The sequence below is a fragment of the Nonomuraea helvata genome, from assembly GCF_039535785.1.
GTDB classification, from domain to species: Bacteria; Actinomycetota; Actinomycetes; order Streptosporangiales; family Streptosporangiaceae; genus Nonomuraea; species Nonomuraea helvata.
Genome location: NZ_BAAAXV010000011.1, coordinates 252,508 through 267,682, shown reverse-complemented (window position 1 = coordinate 267,682; position 15,175 = coordinate 252,508). Strand labels below are relative to the sequence as shown.

At 69.5% G+C, this 15,175-nt stretch carries 19 protein-coding genes and 2 pseudogenes; 12 read left to right on the top strand and 9 right to left on the bottom strand.

The window, feature by feature from the left end:
- The first annotated feature begins 10 nt into the window (after positions 1-10).
- Positions 11-886: a tetratricopeptide repeat protein gene (locus ABD830_RS49165; protein ID WP_345002496.1), complete on the top strand. Its 876-nt coding sequence runs from the start codon at positions 11-13 to the stop codon at positions 884-886.
- Between the two features lie 77 nt (positions 887-963).
- Here the strand turns inward: ABD830_RS49165 and ABD830_RS49160 are convergent, their stop codons facing one another.
- The gene (locus tag ABD830_RS49160) at positions 964-1,365 is read right to left on the bottom strand and encodes an NUDIX hydrolase (protein WP_345002495.1); all 402 of its coding nucleotides are present in this window, start codon (positions 1,363-1,365) and stop codon (positions 964-966) included.
- Positions 1,366-1,465: 100 nt separating this feature from the next.
- Between ABD830_RS49160 and ABD830_RS49155 the strand changes: the two genes are divergently transcribed.
- The gene (locus ABD830_RS49155; protein ID WP_345002494.1) at positions 1,466-1,888 is read left to right on the top strand and encodes a nuclear transport factor 2 family protein; all 423 of its coding nucleotides are present in this window, start codon (positions 1,466-1,468) and stop codon (positions 1,886-1,888) included.
- Between the two features lie 308 nt (positions 1,889-2,196).
- Here ABD830_RS49155 and ABD830_RS49150 read toward each other — a convergent pair whose 3' ends face one another.
- Complete coding sequence (locus tag ABD830_RS49150) at positions 2,197-2,865, bottom strand: class I SAM-dependent methyltransferase (protein ID WP_345002493.1); 669 nt, start codon at positions 2,863-2,865, stop codon at positions 2,197-2,199.
- Between the two features lie 113 nt (positions 2,866-2,978).
- On the opposite strand from ABD830_RS49150, the gene ABD830_RS49145 reads away from it, so the two are divergent.
- Positions 2,979-3,362, top strand: coding sequence for a hypothetical protein (locus tag ABD830_RS49145; RefSeq protein WP_345002492.1), 384 nt, complete (start codon positions 2,979-2,981; stop codon positions 3,360-3,362).
- Positions 3,363-3,391: 29 nt separating this feature from the next.
- On the opposite strand, the gene ABD830_RS49140 is transcribed toward ABD830_RS49145, so the two are convergent.
- Complete coding sequence (locus ABD830_RS49140; protein ID WP_345002491.1) at positions 3,392-3,553, bottom strand: hypothetical protein; 162 nt, start codon at positions 3,551-3,553, stop codon at positions 3,392-3,394.
- 164 nt (positions 3,554-3,717) lie between these two features.
- A complete protein-coding gene (locus tag ABD830_RS49135) occupies positions 3,718-4,557 on the bottom strand; it encodes an alpha/beta fold hydrolase (protein WP_345002669.1) in 840 nt (279 codons plus the stop codon).
- Between the two features lie 314 nt (positions 4,558-4,871).
- Between ABD830_RS49135 and ABD830_RS49130 the strand changes: the two genes are divergently transcribed.
- The 4 genes from ABD830_RS49130 (at position 4,872) to ABD830_RS49115 (ending at position 7,379) form a co-directional block, all read left to right on the top strand.
- Positions 4,872-5,192, top strand: coding sequence for a hypothetical protein (locus tag ABD830_RS49130; RefSeq protein WP_345002490.1), 321 nt, complete (start codon positions 4,872-4,874; stop codon positions 5,190-5,192).
- Between the two features lie 130 nt (positions 5,193-5,322).
- Positions 5,323-5,733: a RidA family protein gene (locus tag ABD830_RS49125; RefSeq protein WP_345002489.1), complete on the top strand. Its 411-nt coding sequence runs from the start codon at positions 5,323-5,325 to the stop codon at positions 5,731-5,733.
- A gap of 66 nt (positions 5,734-5,799) precedes the next feature.
- Complete coding sequence (locus ABD830_RS49120; protein ID WP_345002488.1) at positions 5,800-6,255, top strand: acyl-CoA-like ligand-binding transcription factor; 456 nt, start codon at positions 5,800-5,802, stop codon at positions 6,253-6,255.
- A 101-nt stretch (positions 6,256-6,356) separates the two neighbouring features.
- Positions 6,357-7,379 (top strand): hypothetical protein, encoded by a 1,023-nt coding sequence (locus ABD830_RS49115; RefSeq protein WP_345002487.1) that lies wholly within the window; start codon positions 6,357-6,359, stop codon positions 7,377-7,379.
- Between the two features lie 20 nt (positions 7,380-7,399).
- On the opposite strand, the gene ABD830_RS49110 is transcribed toward ABD830_RS49115, so the two are convergent.
- Positions 7,400-7,846 (bottom strand): hypothetical protein, encoded by a 447-nt coding sequence (locus ABD830_RS49110; protein ID WP_345002486.1) that lies wholly within the window; start codon positions 7,844-7,846, stop codon positions 7,400-7,402.
- A gap of 137 nt (positions 7,847-7,983) precedes the next feature.
- On the opposite strand from ABD830_RS49110, the pseudogene ABD830_RS49105 reads away from it, so the two are divergent.
- Positions 7,984-8,637 (top strand): annotated as a pseudogene (locus ABD830_RS49105) (cytochrome P450); the annotation flags it as partial.
- A gap of 63 nt (positions 8,638-8,700) precedes the next feature.
- Here ABD830_RS49105 and ABD830_RS49100 read toward each other — a convergent pair.
- Positions 8,701-8,826, bottom strand: a pseudogene (locus tag ABD830_RS49100) (RNHCP domain-containing protein); the annotation flags it as partial.
- A 35-nt stretch (positions 8,827-8,861) separates the two neighbouring features.
- Here ABD830_RS49100 and ABD830_RS49095 point away from each other — a divergent pair.
- Positions 8,862-10,931, top strand: coding sequence for an acyl-CoA dehydrogenase family protein (locus tag ABD830_RS49095; protein ID WP_345002485.1), 2,070 nt, complete (start codon positions 8,862-8,864; stop codon positions 10,929-10,931).
- On the opposite strand, the gene ABD830_RS49090 is transcribed toward ABD830_RS49095, so the two are convergent.
- Together ABD830_RS49090 and ABD830_RS49085 are read right to left on the bottom strand one after the other, a co-directional pair.
- On the bottom strand, positions 10,932-11,585 hold the full coding sequence (locus ABD830_RS49090; RefSeq protein ID WP_345002484.1) for a class F sortase: 654 nt from the start codon (positions 11,583-11,585) through the stop codon (positions 10,932-10,934).
- On the bottom strand, positions 11,575-12,012 hold the full coding sequence (locus ABD830_RS49085; RefSeq protein ID WP_345002483.1) for a hypothetical protein: 438 nt from the start codon (positions 12,010-12,012) through the stop codon (positions 11,575-11,577). The genes ABD830_RS49090 and ABD830_RS49085 overlap by 11 nt, the downstream gene beginning before the upstream one ends.
- 164 nt (positions 12,013-12,176) lie before the next feature.
- Between ABD830_RS49085 and ABD830_RS49080 the strand changes: the two genes are divergently transcribed.
- Both ABD830_RS49080 and ABD830_RS49075 read left to right on the top strand, forming a co-directional pair.
- Positions 12,177-12,371 carry a hypothetical protein gene (locus tag ABD830_RS49080; protein WP_345002482.1) on the top strand — a complete coding sequence of 65 codons (195 nt, stop codon included), beginning with the start codon at positions 12,177-12,179 and terminating at the stop codon, positions 12,369-12,371.
- A gap of 6 nt (positions 12,372-12,377) precedes the next feature.
- Complete coding sequence (locus ABD830_RS49075; RefSeq protein ID WP_345002481.1) at positions 12,378-13,187, top strand: MBL fold metallo-hydrolase; 810 nt, start codon at positions 12,378-12,380, stop codon at positions 13,185-13,187.
- Here the strand turns inward: ABD830_RS49075 and ligD are convergent.
- Positions 13,184-14,185, bottom strand: a complete 1,002-nt coding sequence (gene ligD, locus ABD830_RS49070; RefSeq protein ID WP_345002480.1) for a non-homologous end-joining DNA ligase — start codon at positions 14,183-14,185, stop codon at positions 13,184-13,186. The two genes, ABD830_RS49075 and ligD, sit on opposite strands and share 4 nt — an antisense overlap.
- A 434-nt stretch (positions 14,186-14,619) precedes the next feature.
- On the opposite strand from ligD, the gene msrB reads away from it, so the two are divergent.
- Positions 14,620-15,021 carry a peptide-methionine (R)-S-oxide reductase MsrB gene (gene msrB, locus ABD830_RS49065; RefSeq protein WP_345002479.1) on the top strand — a complete coding sequence of 134 codons (402 nt, stop codon included), beginning with the start codon at positions 14,620-14,622 and terminating at the stop codon, positions 15,019-15,021.
- Positions 15,022-15,175: the final 154 nt, after the last annotated feature.

Here is a 15,175-nt window from a genome sequence, read left to right as displayed (position 1 = left end):
TTTACCCCTCATGAGCGAGGGGATCAAGGACCAGCCGGGCGTCTCGGAGGCAGCCGCCCAGTCCCGTGCGTCGGTGCTCCGCAGCCGCGCCGAGTCGTACATCGCCCTGTCGAGACACGACGCCGCGATCGCGGATCTGACGGAGTCGATCGCACTGGTGCCCGACAACGCCCGGGCCTGGCGGCTGCGCGGCGAGAGCCACCGCGTCATCGAACGCTACGAGGCCGCGCTGGTGGATTTCGACGAGGCACTCAGGCTGGAGCCGGACAGCGCGTACGCCCTGGGCTCGCGCGGCCAGACGTACGCCGCGATGGGACGCCTGGAGGACGCCATGGCGGACTTCGAGCACGCCCTCACCCTCGCCCCCGACTCCCTGTGGATCCTGGAGGCGAAGGCCGACGCCCTGGTGGACCTGGACCGCCTGGACGAGGCCCTGGAGGCGCACGGGAAAATCATCGCCCTGAACGAGGAGCTGCCCTATTCCTGGGCGGCCCGCGGCGACCTGTACCAGCGTATGCACCTTTACGCCGAGGCCATCGACGACTACACGAAGGCGCTGGAGGTGAACCCGGACTACGTACGCGCGCTGAGCCGGAGGGGCGAGGCGCTGCGCATGACAGACCGGTACGAGGACGCGCTGACCGACCTCAGCCGCGCTTTGGAGCTGGACCCGGAGAACGACCGCGCCTACGGCAGCCGGGGAGCGGTGCTGAGCGAGCTGGGCGACAACGAGGCGGCCCTGAACGATCTGAACCGGGCGATCGAGCTGGACCCCGAATACATTTGGGCGTTCCGGGTGCGCGGGGAGATCCTTCAGGAGCTGGACCGCCACGAGGAGGCGGTCTCCGACTTCACCCAGGCCCTCCACCTGGAATTCGGCGACTGAGCGGCGCATTCGACCTCGCTCCGCTCGGACGCCTTCCTGAGACGCTTTCGCCCCTCCCTTACCGTTCACGCGTCGAGTCAGTGGAGCCGGCCTGTCTGGTGCAGTTCGTCGAAGACGATCTGGTCCACGTCCGACACGCGGTGGCGATCGGCATAGGTCAGCCAGACGATCTCTTCGATCTCGTTACTGGGCGTCGGCGTCCCGAGGTGGTCGGCGGTGTAACAGGCCATCTGCACGACGACACCCACGGGGTGACCGTGCGCCTGAGCCTGATACGTCCCCAGGTGGGCGGCAGTGGCGGGGACGATGGCGACGGACAGCTCCTCGTCGATCTCCCGGACGAGAGTGTCGAGGTCACTCTCACCGGGCTCGCGTTTGCCGCCGGGGAGGTAGTACACGTCCTTGCCGTGCGATCGGGTGCTGAGGATCTTGCCATCCTCCAGATGGATCCACGCGATCTTGTCGATGCCGACGGCCATTGCGGTCTCCTGTCCGTATGAGGGCGGTACAGTACACCGCCCGGCGATCTTGGCCGAATCCGGCCGGTCTTCTGCTCCGGACGATGCCACACTCCCCCGCATGACTTCTGAGCAGAACCGCACGCTGGTGAAGCAGGCATGGCGATCGTTCTCGACCCGGGACAAGGACTTGATCGCGATGTTCTTCACCAAGGACGCGGAGTGGCTGGCCCCGCCCGGGAACGCGACCGCCGTGGCGCTCGGCGGCTCGCACCACATAGTGGGCAGGGACGCCATCGTCCACTTCCTCACCGTGGACTTCCCGCGCCTGTTCGTCGCCGATGTGACGGTGGATTTCCGGGGGTTCCACGCCGCCGGCGACGTGGTCGTGGTGGAGGAGACCATGCAGGCGACGCTCGCCAACGGCAACGCCTACCGCAACGACTACTGCTTCGTCTTCGAGCTGCGGGACGGGCTGATCCACCGGGTACGCGAGTACATGGACACCGCCAACGGGCATCGCATGGTGTTCGGCGACTCGTGACGAAGGCGGCCGATCCCGTGATGGAAGGGCCTCACGGCGAGGCCGAGGCTCCAGAGCGAGAGGCAGGGCGCCACCGAGCACCGTGCCAAGCGGCGCGGCAGCGGCCAGCAGGCCGCCTAGGACATTGAGTGACGTGCAAGGGAAGCGCGACCTCCACAGGAAAAAGAACGGCCACGTCAGCGCGAGGATGTCCAGAAGCCCCGCGCTCAGGGCCATCACGGCACTCGACCGCTACGCCGCCCAAGCTCGACTTGCTCGGGCGGCGCGAAACTCGCTACAAACCTACGGAAACCCGCGACCGGAGATTGCTAGGCGTCGCGGCCCAGCGTGAACCAGAAGGTCGGCACCGAGTTGGTGCCCGGTGTGACGTCGAGTAGTTCCCAGCCGGGGAACCTGGCGCGGAGCTCGTCGGCAGTGACGCCCGCCGCCCACGACGCGACCTCGGGGGTCGGATTGCCGAGCGGCTCGGGGCCGTACCCGAACATCAGCAACCGTGCCCCGGGAGCGGCGCGGTGGGTAAGCCCGGCGGCGTAGGCGTCGCGGCGGTGCAGCGGGACCCCGCAGTAGCAGCTCAGGTCGAAGAACAGGTCGAAGGGGCCCGGCACGTCCAACTCGTCGAGGCGGGTGGCGTCTCCGTGCAGCAGCCGTACCGCCACTCCCGCCGCCGCAGCCTTCTTTCTGGCCTGGTCGACGGCGCGGTCGATCAGGTCGACGGCCGCCACCTCCCAGCCGTGCCGTGCGAGGTAGATGGCGTTGGTCCCCGTGCCGCAGCCGAGTTCGAGGGCGCGGCCGGGCGGCATCGCCTCGTGCCCCTCTACCAGGGCGACCAGCTCGGGCGGCGTCACGCCGGTGTCCCACGGCGGCTTGCCGGCGCGGTAGTAGCTCTCCAGTGCGCGGTGGACGGACTCCTCCTCCTGGTCGCGCTGCGTTGAGGTCAGGTCCGGTTCCGGCGTCTGGGTGGTGCTGGGCTGGTCCATCGTCTCCTCCAAGAATTTAAAGTTGAACTCTAGTGACCTTCTCTAGAGATACACTCGCAATATGGACAGCGTCAAGCGGCCGGAAAAGGGGGCCGAGCGCTCACGCCGCACCCGTGAAAAGCTCGTCGAGGCGGCTCGCGAGCTGTTCGTCGCGCAGGGTGTCCATCGCCTGCGGCACCGAGCCGGACGGCCTCGACCCGCGTTACACCGTGCAGTACGCAGCGGCCGAAGCCCTGGCCCGCAAGCCCGACACCCGTCCCGGCATCTCCATCGAGATGACAGCGAACCTCCTGTTCGGCCGGCCGCGGGCACGGGCGGAGGCCAGGCCGTCCATGGTGTTGGCCACGATCAGCTCGCGCCGCGGCTCGGCCGGGACCGGCAGCATGCCGGTCATCGCACGGCCCTCTATCGTGCCGACGTCGATTCCCTGCTCGATCACGCGCAGGCCCCCCACGTTCGCGCAGGACCGCCCCGAGGGCGACCAGGTGCAGGACTGAGCGCGACAGCCGGTCCAGCCGGGTGACCTTCAGCGCGTCGATCTGGTGGGCGGGGTTTCGGACGGCACGATCACCGGCCGGGCGGCCGCCGTCTCCATCCGCGCATCGATGTCCATCAAGCGCTGGTGCGGCAGCTGGGAGGAGGCCATCCGTAACGCGTTCGACCGGCCCGGCCGCATCGGCTCGGGCATCCGGGCCAGCAAAAGTGCGGCGTCGAGCTCATGCGGCTCGACCTGGTCTCCAGCACCGCCTCCACCAACGGGATCGTAGAGCTGTGGTACCGGCGACACCGCTGACCCAGCGGCCGACATGGGCCACGTCGGCCGAACCCTGGGCAGTGGTTTCCACCGGCCTGCTATCGGGCGTTCTCGTGGAGCCAGTCCAGGGCTTCTGCTCCAGAGCGGAGGACCGAGATGTGGCCGTCGGGAAACATCTTGATCTGAGCTGCAGGGCAGTGCCGGGCCAGCCACGTGCCGTGCGAGCTGGGCACGACGCGGTCCTGGTCGCCGTGCATGAGCAGCGTCGGCGCCGTGATCCGCGCGGGGTCGCATCCCCACGGGTTCACGTACGCGAGGTCGTCGTCGATCGCCCCGCCCTGGCCGCCCTCCTGCGCCGGGCCGACGACGCTGCCGAACCACGACCACTCGCCTCCCAGCGCGGCGTGATCGGCTGAGGTGAACATCTCCGGGTCGTACCCGGCCGACGCCTCGTGCCGCTCCTTGGCCGCGCGGCCCTGGACGGCTGCGCGCAGTGATGCCTGGCCGGAGGCGTACATGCCCGCGAACCAGTCAAGGCCCTCAGCACCGTACGGGGCCAGGCCGGACACGCTGACGACGGCCAGCACGCGCTCCTGGAGCAGGGCGCCGCAGGCCAGGGCATGTGAACCGCCGCCGGAGTGGCCCATCACCGCGAACCGATCGATGCCCAGCGCGTCGGCGACCCGGGACACGTAGCCGGCCGCCGACACCAGGTTTCTCCCCGTCGAGGGGGTGGAGCCGCCGTAACCGGGCCGGTCGTAGGACACCCATCGGATGCCGAGTGGTTCTGAGACGGGGAAGAGCGGCTCGGGCGGCGTCCCGATGTTCGGCGTGCCGTGGTGCCAGAAGACGGTCAGCGGATGGGGCGCGTCCTGCTGGCCGGTGTCGTAAACGTGCAGCGTACGACTGTCGCCGAGATCGAGATCGAACTCCTTCATCACGCCGCGAGCCTAACGACCGCGACTGACAGATCGCGGCCTGACCACCGTCCTCGCGTCGGCGGCCACCGCCTCGAAGTGCAGAAACTCATCCTGCGCGGCGATTTTTGTCACCCTGGGAGGAGGGAAACCACACCCCACCCAAGCCGCCGATCGCCACGATCTTGAATCGGTTTGCCACCATGTACTCACTGGCAGTGGGACCCGGTCGTCAGGACGTGGGCCCTTCCGACTAGCGCAAAGGCCGGGGGGAGATGGATATAGAGGCGGCGATTCGCGAATTGAGACACCGTCTGGCAGCCCTCGAAGCAGTGATGCGTTCCGATGACGCGGCCTCCGCCCCTCCCAACGTGCTCTACGGTCACTTCCCGGCGCAGGAGAGCACCCTCGGGGAAGGCGCCACCACGCTGGAAGTCGCCATCGCCGAGGTGCGGGCCGACGTCGCCGACCTGCACATCGGGCTGAACCAGGACTTCGCGGCCCTGCGGGACGAATTGGCCGGTCTTCGGCGGCAGACGGACGAGCAGTTCGCCTCGGCCCGGAGCAAGATGCTCAGGCGATGCGAGGCGCTGCGGTGCGACATGATCGACTTGGCGGTCAGACTCGATCGTCTGCTGGAGAGACGGGGGGCGTAGCGCACGGCGCCCCCCGAAGCAGCAGCTTGACAGCCGGTCAGCGGAAAAGGGGAGGCGGGAACGAGAACGCCCCTGCCAGGATGGTTGCTTCAGGCATGCTGCGAAAGACCCCGGAAGGACCTGAACGACCGTGCCCCGCGCCATCACGTTGATCCGCTCCGCCTCCCTCTCCGACGTCGCCGAGTACGCCTACGCGGCCACGGCGCCCGCCGAGTCGCGGCTCATCTTCCTCGCCGGCGCGTGTCCGCTGAACGCGGACGGGTCGACGGCCGCGATCGGCGACTATGCGGGTCAGGCGGCGAAGGCCGTCGAGAACATGCGGGAAGCTCTCGCCGCCGCCGGCGCGTCGCTGCAGGATGTCATCAGCACGAGGGTTCTCGTCGCGTCCACCCGGCAGGAGGACCTGGGGACCGCCTGGAAGGTGGTCCGGGACTCGTTCGGTGAGCATGACGTTCCGAGCACCTTGATGGGCGTCACCGTGCTCGGGTACAACGACCAGCTCGTCGAGATCGAAGCCGTCGCCGCCGTGCTCGACTCCTGAGGTCAACCGGGCGTCTGGACGCTCCGGATTCGCTCGTTGAGGTGGTGTCGCGCAGATTCCACGTCGATGACCGTGTCCCCGGAAAGGGACCTCGAGGCCGCGCTGGTCGCCGCGGTGCGCGACCGCGCCCTCGGCCGGTCGATCCCCGCGGCCCTGCGGGAACACATCCTGGAGTGGAGGGGCAAGGTTGACGCGGACGAGCGGGCCGCCGCCGTCACCCGCCTGGTCGAGGAGACCCCCGCCCTGCGCGAGTACGCCCGCCGCATGTGGCTGCGCCACGAGACCGCCCTCGCGCACGCCATCGCCGAGGCGACCGGAGCCCCGGCGGACGATCTCACCTGCGCCGCGCTGGCCCGGTTCACTCTCGAAGCCGTCGACCTGGCCCGCCGGCACGCCGACCCGCGCGAGGCCGCACGAGCGGCCTTCGACCTGCTCGAACATGGCTGGGCAGCCCGCGCCCCCGGGCACGGAGGCGCGGCCGACACCGCGAAGCGCTCTCCCGCCCCTGCGCCTCAGGACTGAAGATGGTGGCCAGGCGGCCGTTTCGGTGACGTTTCCGGTGCAGACCGAATATGGTGGCCCGTGGACGATCGGCCAAGCCCGTAAGCCTCGGGAGTCTCTCTATGCGTGCTGCAGTGGCAGTCCTCTCCTTCGTTCTCGCGATCATCGTCGCGCCTTCCGGACCAGCCGCCGCCGCGCAGCTGCCGGGCGGCAAGGCCACCTACGTCGTGTCGCAGGGTCATCTCAAGGCCGCCTCCAATGAGAACTGGGTACGGCTGGGCAGCTACCGCTTCGCCGCGAACGGCACGGTGAGCGCCGCCCTCTACCTGTGGTGGCAGCGTCACCCCGTGGCCAGGCAGCGCACCGGCCTCGTCCCCGACTCCGGCTGCACCACCAAGGCCGGCGGCGCCCAGTCGCGCCCCCGCATGTGCGAGGTGCTCACCGCCGGTGGCTTCACCGGCGCACCTGACGAGAGCCGCACCGGGACGTACACCGTGTCAGGGAACGTGCTGACCATCCGGTGGAAGATCGCCCAGACGTGGACGGAGCAGTGGTACGTGCGGTCTTCCCCCGACGGCAAGCTGGCCCGTCTGGACCTCAAGTCCAGCACGCTGGCCACTCACGGGTACGGCTACGGCAGCAACGCCGCGGTCGGCACCCGGCGCGCGATGAGCTCGGTGAAGGCCTTCCCCGGCTCGCTCAGGCAGGACCTGACAAGCTGGGCGGGCGGCAAGATCACCACCGCCGGCAACCAGCCCTTCGGCCTCTCCGCCTTCCGCGCCTGCTCCACCACCACCACGTGTCTGACCTACCTGCAGCCGTCCTCGAACAGCGCGTGCCAGAAGGAGGGCGGCTGCCCGAACTACGGCGGCGGAACGCGCGCCAACATCAGCTCCATCCAGTACTACCTCACGAAGATCTCCAACTCCGACCGCCGCGACACGCTGTGGCACTGGTGCACCTGCCTGGCGATGGAGCGTAAGGAGTTCTGCTACACCGGCAACTCCCACGTCAAGCCGCTCATGCAGATCATCGACGACTCGGGAGCCTTCCGTGGCTGGGTCGGCGCCGAAGCCTCCTTCTCGACCGGCGGCTCCCGGGCTCAGGACATGATGGCGGTGCTCCGCATCACCGACTTCCACTGAGGATCAGGGCATTTCCGAGATCAGCCCATGCCGGTGAGATCGTAGGCGACGTCGGCCACCCTGATCGCGCGGACCTGGGGGTCGTCGATCAGGGCCCGGAGGTCGCGGACGCGGGCGTGCTGGGTGACGTAGGCGTACGCCATGCCGTCAGCGGCCGACTTGCGCAGCAGCTTGAGACCGAGTCCGAACTTGTCCAGGTTGGCGGCGTCATGGTCGCGCAGGTCTCCCACCCAGCGGCGGAACCCGGCCAGCCCGTTCCGGGGCAGTTCGCCGGGGGCGAGTTGCGGGACGTCGCCTTGCGGCGCGTCGGGCAGCGGGGTGTCCAAGCGCCAGCTAACCGGGGTCCCGCCGATCCGCCCGTCATAGATCGCCGCCTCCGGGGGAACAGCAGTGTGCCGCTGAACGAATGCCGAGAACTCGCTCTCCCCCAACGGCTTGGCGAAATCGACCACCGCCAGGGCGTACATCGACTCGGGCAGTGGCTCCAGGATCCTCTTGGTGTCCGCCTTGCTCGGAGGGGCATCCGTGCCGACCGAGTCGAGCGCCGTGAACAGGGGCGTCTCCTTGATGAAACCCGGAGGCGGCCATTCGACTCGCCCGAACGATCACCGGATACGACCTGGTCAGGTCGGTCCTGGCCGACCCGCGGTTCAGCACCCGCAAGGAGATCATGCGCCACCCGACGATCGACGTCACCGGCATGGAGATCCCGCCGGCTGCGCCCGGCGAGTTCCTGCTGATGGACGATCCGCGGCACAGCCGCTATCGGAAGCCGCTGGTGGGCAAGTTCACCGTCCGGCGGATGCGGCTGCTCAGTGAGCGCGTCGAGCAGGTCACCGCCGAGCACCTGGACGCGATGGAGAAGGCCGGGCCGCCGACGGACCTGGTGACCGCGTTCGCCAAGCCCATCCCCGCCGTCATGATCTGCGAGCTGCTGGGCGTGCCGTACGACGAGCGGGGCTCCTTCCAGGGGCACGTCGACAAGTTCATGAACGGGGAGACCAGCGACGATGACCTGATCGCGGCCTACACCGCGACCCAGAACTACCTCGCGGAGCTGGTGGTCGCCAAACGCGCCAACCCCACCGACGACGTGCTCAGCGATCTGACCGACAGTGACCTGACCGACGAGGAGCTGAAGGGTGTCGCCCTGACCCTGCTCGCGGCCGGACTCGACACCACCACGAACATGCTGGCACTGGGCACCTTCGCACTGCTGCAGAACCCGGAGCAGCTGGCCGCGCTGCGCTTCCGGCCTCGGTCGGCAAGCGGCGAGGCCACGCTGATGTCCGTTTTACTCCTGTAAACACAGAGAGCCGAAGACGCTCGTCAAGCAGTGCGGGCAGTGGTTGCGGTGGGCGGTGCCCGGCGCGACCATCGGCACGTCCAGCCCGCATCCGACGCAGCGGAACGCGTCCCTGCGCTCCACGTGCCGCGAGCGGCCAATGGTTTATGAACGAATCATCTTCTACGTTCTGACGTATGGGTATCGGGCTGACCGAGGAGCACCGGGCGCTGGCCGCCTCCGTACACGGACTTGCCGGGCGGCGTGCGCCCGGCCACGCGGCCCTCGCCGGACAGGGGATTCTGGGGCTGCATCTGCCTGAGGAGTGCGGCGGGCAGGGGTACGGGCTGCTGGAGCTGTGCGTCGCGCTCGAGGCGCTGGGCGAGCGGCGCGTCCACGGGCCGTACCTGCCGACCGTCCTCACCTCGGCCGTCCTCGCCTGGCCGGGAGACTCGACCGGTCTGGCCGACGGCAGGAAAGGGCTGATCGCCGGGCTCACCGGCGGGTCCGCGACCGCCGCCGTCGTGCTGGCCGGAGATCCGGACGGTGCCCTCGCCCTGGGGGCGCCGGACGCCGACCTCTTTCTCGTGCCCGTCGACGGCGCCCGGTGGGCGGTGCTCGATCGCGCCGACGTCGTCGCCGAGCCCGCCGACAGCGTGGACCTCGACCGGGCGCTCTGCTCCGTCACCACGCGCGACATCCCCGCCGACCGGGTGCTGGGCGAGGTGCCGGCACGGGAGCTCGCCGCCGTGCTGCTCGGCGCCGACGCGTGCGGCGTGGCGGCGTGGGCCGTGGCGACGGCGGCCGAGTACGCCAAGGAACGCGAGCAGTTCGGGCGGCCGATCGGGCAGTTCCAGGGGGTCAAGCACCGGGTGGCCGCCGCCTTCGTGGCGCTCGAGCAGGCCCGCGCCGCCGTGTGGGACGCCGCCAGAGCGATGGACGGCGCCGGAGCGATGGACGGCGCCGCGTCGTACGACGAGGTCAGGCTGGCGGCGGCGGTGGCCGCGGTGCTGGGGCCCGAGGCGGCGGTGCGAGGTACGGCGGACGCGATCCAGGTGCTCGGCGGCATCGGATACACCTTTGAGCACGACGCGCACCGCTACTACCGCAGGGCCCTGTCCGACCGGATGCTGGCCGGGGACCCGGGGCCGTGGGCCGAGGAGACGGCGAGGCTGGCGGTGGCGGGGACCCGGCGGGCGATGGAGCCGGATCTGCCCGAGGAGGCCGCCGCCGTCAGGGACGCCATCAGGGCGGAGGCCGGGTCGCTGCGGGCCGAGGAGCCGGCGGCCAGGCTGAGGAGGTTCGCGGCGGACGGGTGGATCATGCCGTACCTGCCCAGACCGTGGGGCAGGGCCGCGTCGCCGCTGGAGCAGGTGATCATTCACCAGGAGTTCCGCGACCTGAAGCGGCCGAACCTGGGCATCGCGGCCTGGGCGGTTCCCTCCATCGTCCGGTACGGCACGCCCGAGCAGCAGGAACGCTTCCTGCCGAAGACGTTCACCGGTGAGATCGTGTGGTGCCAGCTGTTCAGCGAGCCCGGTGCGGGCTCCGACCTGGCCGGGCTGGCGACGAAGGCCACGCGGGTGGAGGGCGGCTGGTCGCTGACGGGGCAGAAGATCTGGACGTCTCTTGCACAGTACGCCCATTGGGGCATCTGCCTCGCCCGGACTTCTCCCGAAAAATCGAAACATAACGGCATCACATACTTCCTGGTGGACATGACGTCCCAGGGAGTCACCGTCAGACCGCTCAAGGAGATCAACGGAGACGAGGTGTTCAACGAGGTCTTCCTCGACGACGTCTTCGTACCGGACGACCTGGTCGTCGGTGCGGTGGACGAGGGCTGGCGGGTGGCCCGTGACACGCTCTCCCACGAACGCGTCGCGCTCGGCGACTCCTGGGGGCCGGGCTCGCAGCACACCGACATGGCCGAGTTCATCGCCGAACTGCCGCCGCTCCGCCAGTCGCAGCGCGAGCAGGCGGGCCGCCTGTGGGCCGAGGGCCAGGCCATCTCCGCGCTCGGCCTGCGCATCACGCTCTCGCAGCTGGCCGGGGCCGATCCGGTGACCGCCCCCAGCGTGCGCAAGCTGCTCGGCATGCGCCACGCCCAGGCGATCTCGGAGTTCTGCTGGTCCCTGGCGCCGAGGAACCGCCGCTGGAACCGTACGATCCTCGCCACCCGGGCGTTCACCATCGGCGGCGGCACCACGGAGGTCCAGCTCAACATCATCGCCGAACGGGCGCTCGGCCTTCCCCGCGACCCGTGATCAGCTCTTGGGGTAGTACGGCGCCGCGAGGTGGGCGTACACGATCGTGTTGTCGACGTAGCTGTGCACCTGCCGGTCGAACGTCCCGCCGCAGGTCACCAGCCGCAGCCCCGGATAGGTGAGCTTGGCGTAGACCTTCCTGACCGGGAAGCTCCGCTTCGGCGCGTGCTCGACCTTGTCGACGACGAACACCGCCACCGAGCGGTCGGCGCGCATCACCTGGACCTGGTCGCCGCGCTTGACGTTCTTGAGGTTGGCGAAGACGGCGGGGCCGCTCCTGGTGTCCAGGTGACCGGTGATCACGGCGGCGCCGCGCTGGCCGGGTACGGGGCCGTAGCGGTACCAGCCCGCCTGGTTCGGCGGGTCGAACGGCGGGTTCTCGATGGCGCCCTGCGCGTCCAGGCCCAGCTCCATCAGCGGGGCGGCCACGCCGATGGACGGGATGTAGACGGCCGTGGGCTTGGCGGCCCTCATGGGCGCGGCCACCTTGCCGGACGGCACGCCCGGGACCGACGGCACGGGGTTCGTGGCCGCGACCGGACCCGGCTCGGGCTCGTCGCTGAAGATGCCGCTGATCCCGAGCCCGATCAGCAGCAACCCCGCCAGCGAGACGACGGCTGCCCCGGTCCGGAGCAGCCGCTGCTCAGACGACACCCTTGCGGCGCCGTACCGCGAACCCGGCCAGCCCCGCGCCCGTCATCAGGGCCACACCGCCCAGCGCGAACGGCCACACCGGGTCGTCCGGCGCGAGACCGCCGCCACCGGTCTCCGGGTGCCCCCTCGGCACCCGGTGCTCGTCCTCGCCCGCGGGCCGCCACGGCTCTTCCTCGCGCTCGTCCGGCCCCGGCCAGGTGTCCTCCGGTCCCGGCTCGACCGAGGGAGGCGGGCTCCAGGACTCCTCGGGCGCGGGCTCGTGCTGCTCGTCGCAGAGCAGCGGCAGCGGAAGGAGGCAGGTGGGCAGCTCGACCGGCAGGTCAGGGCCGGTGGAGGCGTACGCGGGGGGCGCCGCCAGGCTCACCCCTCCGACCGCGAAGGCGGCCACGAAAATGGGCACCGCCGCCGCGAGACGTGCTCTTGCCATGAGAAGGCTCCAGACTCGTTTGTCGCCCCCGATGCACAAGAGAGCTTTGCGAATTATTAGATAACGAGTCAAGTAATGATACCGAAGTGAAATTGTCCAGACACGGAGGGTTTAACCCCACCCCAACGTGGCAGGAAATAACGGCATAAAGGGGGACAAATACCATGAGCAACCCACAGCAACCCGAGATTCGCAGATCAGGTAAATCGCCCACCGAGTTCAAGTCCGCCCACCTCACGCCCCAGACCAAGCAGGGAGCCAAGCGCTCCGCCCGCCCGCATGGCATGGACAAGGGCGGCAAGGGCGGCGGCAAGGGCGGCGGCGTGCCTCCAGGCCAGCGCCCTCCGTACCCGGGGTGAGCGAAAGTGAAAGGGAGCCTGCAGTTCGTCGGCAACGCGACGACGCTGATCCGCTACAACGGCCTCACGCTGCTGACCGATCCCAACTTCCTGCATCAGGGCCAGCGGGCGTACCTGGGCTACGGCCTGTCCACCCGCCGCCTCACCGATCCCGCTCTGGAGATCGAGGACCTGCCGCCGATCGACGCGGTGGTGCTGTCGCACCTGCACGGTGACCACTGGGACCGTGTCACCAGGAAAGGCCTGGACCGGGACACCCCGGTCATCACGACCACCGCGGCCGCCCGCCGCCTGCGCCGCCGCGGCTTCCGCCGGACTGTGGGGCTGGAGGAGTGGCGCACACACGAGCTCCGCGGCCCGCACGGCTCGGTACGGATCACCGCGCTGCCCGCCAAGCACGCGCCGGGCCCCGCCGAGGCGCTGTTGCCGCCCGTGATCGGCACGATGCTGGAGTTCTGCAACCCGGACGAACGCGTGGAGCTGCGCATCCACGTCAGCGGCGACACGCTGCTCGACCGCCGCCTCGACGCGATCCCGCGCCGCTTCCCCGACATCGACCTGGCGCTGGTGCACCTGGGCGGCACCCGGCTGCTCGGCCTCGTGCTCGTCACGATGGACGGCGAACAGGGTGCCTCGTGGGTGGACCTGATGAACCCGCACGCGGTCGTGCCGGTGCACTACGACGACTACGCCGCCTTCAGCTCGCCGCTGGACGACTTCCGCCACCACATCGAGCAGAACGGCCTGGCCGACCGGGTGGTCTACCTCAAGAGGGGCGAGACCCGCGAGCTCGCCCCCCACCATCTCGTGCGCTAGTCGGCGTTCCGCGCCCGGCTCGGCTGCACGCGCATCGGCTCGCCCGGCATCTTGGGATAGTTCGGCGGGTACGGCATGTCGCCCCGGTCGTCCTTGGCGTAGAGCTCCACCAGCGGCTCGATCGAGTACGCCGCGTCGTCGATGGCCGCGTGCACGTCGCCCACCTCGGCGAACCGCGCAGGAACCGTACGGATGTCGAAGTCGCGCGGGTCGGCGTCCGCCAGCTCGTCCCAGGTCAGCGGGGTCGAGACGGGGGCGTGCGGCTGCGCCCTGACGGAGTAGGCGCTGGCCACCGTGCGGTCCCGGGCGTTCTGGTTGAAGTCGATGAACACCCGCTCGCCACGCTCCTCCTTCCACCACGCCGTGGTCACCAGCGCCGGATCCCGTTCCTCGACGGCCCTGGCCAGGGCGATGCCGGCGTGGCGTACCTGGATGAAGTCCCAGCGCGGCTCGATGCGCACGGCGATGTGGACGCCGCGGTTGCCGGACGTCTTCACGAACCCGGTCATCCCGAACTCGCCCAGAACCTCCCTCGTGAGCAGGGCCGCCTTGCGCGCCGCGTCGAAGTCCAGGCCCGGCTGCGGGTCCAGGTCGACGCGGAGCTCGTCGGGGTGCTCGACGTCCGAGGCCCGCACCTGCCAGGGGTGGAAGTCGATGGTGCCGAGGTTCGCGGCGTAGGCGATGGCCGCCACCTCCGTGACCCGCAGGGACTGCGCCGTACGGCCGCTCGGGAAGGTCACCGTCACGGGCTGGAGCCAGTCGGGGTGCTTGGGCGGCATCCGCTTCTGGTAGATCGCCTCCGTCTGCACGCCGTCGGGGTGGCGTTTGAGGTTGGTGGGCCGGTCCTTGAGCGCCCGCAGCGCGCCCTCGCCGACGCTCACGTAATATTCGACCAGCTCCCGCTTGGTGGCGCCGATCCCAGGAAAGTACACCTTGTCGGGGTTGGTGACCTTGACGGTCCGCTCCCCCACCTCGAGCTCTATGAAGGGCGATGCCATAGCCCGAGCTTATGATGTCGCCATGCTTATGGCCTCCACTCCGTGGAGGCGGGCTCGGTCGCCGAGGAGCCGTTGCCTTTCCTCGTCGCTCTGGTCGCTATGCTCCCGACGCTCCTCAGTCCAGGCAACGGCGCTCCCTCGCGAGGTGGGCCCGTCCCGGAGCCTCCTCGGTGGCGGGACCGAGGGCTCGACGGGACGGACCGCTAGATCAGCCGCCGCCGTTCCGGGCGCTGGCGCGCCACCCGGCCGGCCGTTGCGACCCCCGGCGGCTCCAGCACGGGCGTGGGCTGTGCCGCTCGCCGGGATCTGCGGATGATCTCACCCCTTGGCAGGAGGCGATGACACCCCCTTGCCTACAAAGACGCGAATTCACCCCAGAACGGATGCTTCACCCTTCGGAGATCTCTTTTTGCCAGATCTCGTACGCTGGAGTCATGGAAAAGGTGGTCAAGAGCGAGGCCGAGTGGCGGGTTCAGCTCTCGCCTGAGGAGTTCCACGTCCTCAGGGAGGCCGGGACCGAGCGCCCCTTCACGGGCGAGTACGTCGACACCAAGACCGAGGGCGTCTACTCGTGCCGCGCCTGCGGGGCCGAGCTGTTCCGGTCGGACACGAAGTTCGAGTCGCACTGCGGGTGGCCGAGCTTCTTCGCGCCCGCCGACTCCGACACGGTGCGGCTGATCGAGGACCGCAGCCACGGCATGGTCCGCACCGAGGTGCGGTGCGCGCGGTGCGACTCCCATCTGGGTCACGTCTTCCACGGCGAGGGGTACCCGACGCCGACCGACGACCGTTACTGCATCAACTCGATCTCCCTTAGGCTTGAACCCAAGGGGTGATCGGTTAACGACAGCGCGTACCGATCCCCTGCCTCGGGTAGGAGATTCGTGTGCGCTTTGTCCATCTTCGCCACCGCTGGGTGACGATTGAGACTATCGGGCGAGTCGTCACGCAACGGTGCGAGCTGTGCGCGAAGACGCGGGTACGGGTGCG